Here is a 2,865-nt window from a genome sequence, read left to right on the forward strand (position 1 = left end):
GGCGCGCTCAGCCGGTACCCGGCCGAGCGCGCCCGCTCCAGCAGCGGGGCGAACCGCTCCGGCGGCTGCCCGCCCCCGCCGGGCCCGCCGGGGCCCAGGGCGACGCCGGCGATCCGCGCCCGCTGCTCCGGCCCGCCGGCCAGGACCTCCTCCAGCACCGCCTCGGCCCCCGGCACCGCCTCGGCACCGCCCACCGGCGCCTCGCGCGCCAGGCGCAGCACCAGCCCCGCGGACAGGCCCAGCTCGGCGCGGGCGCGCTGCACCGCCTCGTGGCAGCCGCCGAGCACGTCCTCCAGCGCCGCCCCGCGCGCCACGTGCACCTGCGCGTCGACGGAGACCTCCACGCGCCGCACGCCCTGCCCGGCCGCCCGGCGCAGGCACGCCGCCGCCAGGTCGCGGAAGTCCTCGCGGCGCACCGGCGCGCCGGCCGGCCCGCCGGGCGCGCCCGGCTCCAGCGCCCCCTCCAGGCGCGCGCCCAGCTCGCACGTGGGCAGGCCGGCCGCGAAGGCGTCGAGGTGCACGGGCGCATCCTCGCGCACCCGCCGCGCCGCGCACCCGCCGCGCCGCGCACCCGCCGCGCCGCTCCCCGCGCGGGGCCCCGCCGGCGCACGTAGCCTCGGCGCCGACCCGCAGGACCGACGAGGAGGACGCGTGCCCGCAGTTCCGGACGTGACGCTGCACGACGGGGTCCAGATGCCCCAGCTCGGCCTGGGCGTGTGGCAGGTGCCGCAGGAGGGGACCGTCGAGGTGGTGCTCAACGCCCTCAGCGCCGGGTACCGCCACGTCGACACCGCCGCCGGCTACGGCAACGAGGCCGGCGTGGGCGACGCGCTGCGCATCAGCGACCTGCCCCGCCAGGACGTGTTCATCACCACCAAGCTCGCCAACGAGCAGCACGGCCGCGAGCGCACGCTGCGCGCCTTCGACGAGAGCATGGCCAAGCTCCAGCTGGAGCACCTGGACCTGTACCTCATCCACTGGCCCACCCAGCGCGACGACTACGTCGAGACCTGGCAGGCGTTCGCGGAGCTGCAGCGCGAGGGGCGCATCCGCTCCATCGGCGTCTCCAACTTCCAGAAGACGCACCTGCGCAAGCTGATCGACGAGACGGGGGTCGTGCCCACCGTCAACCAGGTGGAGCTGCACCCGTACCTGGTGCAGGAGGACCTGCGCGCCTTCCACGCCGAGCACGGCATCGCCACCGAGGCGTGGAGCCCGCTGGCGCGCGGCGGTCAGCTGCTCTCCGACCCCGTCGTCACCCGCGTCGCCGCCGAGACCGGCCGCGAGCCCGCGCAGGTCGTCCTGCGCTGGCACCTGCAGCTGGGCAACGTCGTCATCCCCAAGTCGGTCACGCCCTCGCGCATCGCGAGCAACATCGACGTGTTCGGCTTCACCCTCAGCGACGAGCAGGTCGCCGACCTCAGCGCCCTGAACCGCGACGAGCGCACCGGCCCGGACCCCGACACCTTCGGCTGAGCGCCCCCCGCCCGCCGCGGCGGGCGGTAGCGTCCGCGGCGACCGACCGCCGAGCACCCCAGGGGGAGCAGTGCCGTACTTCGTCGCCACCTACGCCTACACGCCGGACACCGCCGCGCGCGACGAGGTGCGCCCCGCGCACCGGGAGTGGCTCGGCGGGCTGGGCGAGCGCCTCGTGCTGTCCGGGCCCACCGACGCCGAGGGCGCCTTCCTCGTCTTCGACGCGCCCGACGCGGCGGCCGTGGAGTCCCTGCTCGACGAGGACCCCTTCCACGGCCGCGGCATCGTCGCCGAGCGCCGCGTGGTGGGCTGGACGCCGGTGAAGGGCCGCCTGCTCGGCTCCCTCTGACAGCGGCGGGACCGGCACCGGCACCGGCACCGGCCCTGCCCCTGCCGGGCCGGGGCGGGACCCGGCGTCAGCGGCGCGCGGAGGCGTACAGCTGGCGCACCACGTCGGCGACGTCGGGTTCCTCCACGGACAGGTCGCGCACCTCCGCCACCCGCGAGACGGCCGCCAGCACGGCCGCGGCGGTGGTGGCGGCCGGGTCGAACGCCAGGCGCTGGCGCAGCCCGCCGCCCTCCACGGTCAGCAGGTCCGCGCCGGGCACCCGCAGCGGCGCGGCGGGTTCGCGCAGGTCCACCACCAGCACCCGGCGCGCGCCCACGCGGCGCGCCAGGCCGGGCAGGTCCCCGTCGTAGGCCAGGCGGCCGGAGTCCACCACGAGCACCCGCTCGCACAGCCGCTGCACGTCGACCATGTCGTGCGTGGTCAGCAGCAGGGTGGTGCCGCGCTCGGCGCGCTCGGCGCGCAGGAACCGGCGCAGGCGCTCGCTGGAGAGCACGTCCAGGCCGATCGTCGGCTCGTCCAGCAGCAGCAGCTCCGGGGAGTGCAGCAGCGCGGCGGCCACCTCCCCGCGCATCCGCTGCCCCAGCGAGAGCTGGCGCACGGGGGTGGCCAGGAAGCCGGCCAGCTCCAGGCGCTCGACGAGGTCGTCGCGGCGGGCGCGCCAGCGCTGCCGGGGCAGGCCGTGGATCGCGGCGAGCAGCCGGAACGACTCGGCCAGCGGCAGGTCCCACCACAGCTGGCTGCGCTGGCCGAACACCACGCCCACGCGCCGGGCCAGCTCGCGCCGGCGCGCGGCCGGGTCCAGCCCGCAGGTGCGCACGGTGCCGGCGGTGGGCACGAGGATGCCGGTGAGCAGCTTCACGGTCGTGGACTTGCCGGCGCCGTTGGCGCCGATGAACCCCACCGACTCCCCGCGCCCGATCCGCAGCGAGAGCCCGTCGACGGCGCGCACGACGACCCGGCGGCGGCGCAACCGCCCGGCCGGCACGCGCTGCACGTACTCGCGCACCAGGTCGCGCACCTCCACCGCGGGCGCCCCGCCC

General features: G+C 77.7%; 3 protein-coding genes and 1 pseudogene. 2 read left to right on the top strand and 2 right to left on the bottom strand.

Annotated elements, in window-relative coordinates; translation table 11 throughout:
- A pseudogene (locus GTR00_RS18180) lies at nucleotides 1-521 on the bottom strand (hypothetical protein); the annotation flags it as partial.
- 130 nt (nucleotides 522-651) lie between these two features.
- Here GTR00_RS18180 and GTR00_RS18185 point away from each other — a divergent pair.
- The gene (locus tag GTR00_RS18185; RefSeq protein WP_166612985.1) at nucleotides 652-1,476 is read left to right on the top strand and encodes an aldo/keto reductase; all 825 of its coding nucleotides are present in this window, start codon (nucleotides 652-654) and stop codon (nucleotides 1,474-1,476) included.
- A 70-nt stretch (nucleotides 1,477-1,546) separates the two neighbouring features.
- Nucleotides 1,547-1,825, top strand: a complete 279-nt coding sequence (locus GTR00_RS18190) for a YciI family protein (RefSeq protein ID WP_166612986.1) — start codon at nucleotides 1,547-1,549, stop codon at nucleotides 1,823-1,825.
- Nucleotides 1,826-1,892: 67 nt separating this feature from the next.
- Here the strand turns inward: GTR00_RS18190 and GTR00_RS18195 are convergent, their stop codons facing one another.
- Nucleotides 1,893-2,849, bottom strand: a complete 957-nt coding sequence (locus GTR00_RS18195; RefSeq protein WP_166612987.1) for an ABC transporter ATP-binding protein — start codon at nucleotides 2,847-2,849, stop codon at nucleotides 1,893-1,895.
- Nucleotides 2,850-2,865 lie beyond the last annotated feature (16 nt).

Origin of the sequence: Kineococcus indalonis, assembly GCF_009906395.1 — a bacterium.
Lineage (GTDB): Bacteria > Actinomycetota > Actinomycetes > Actinomycetales > Kineococcaceae > Kineococcus > Kineococcus indalonis.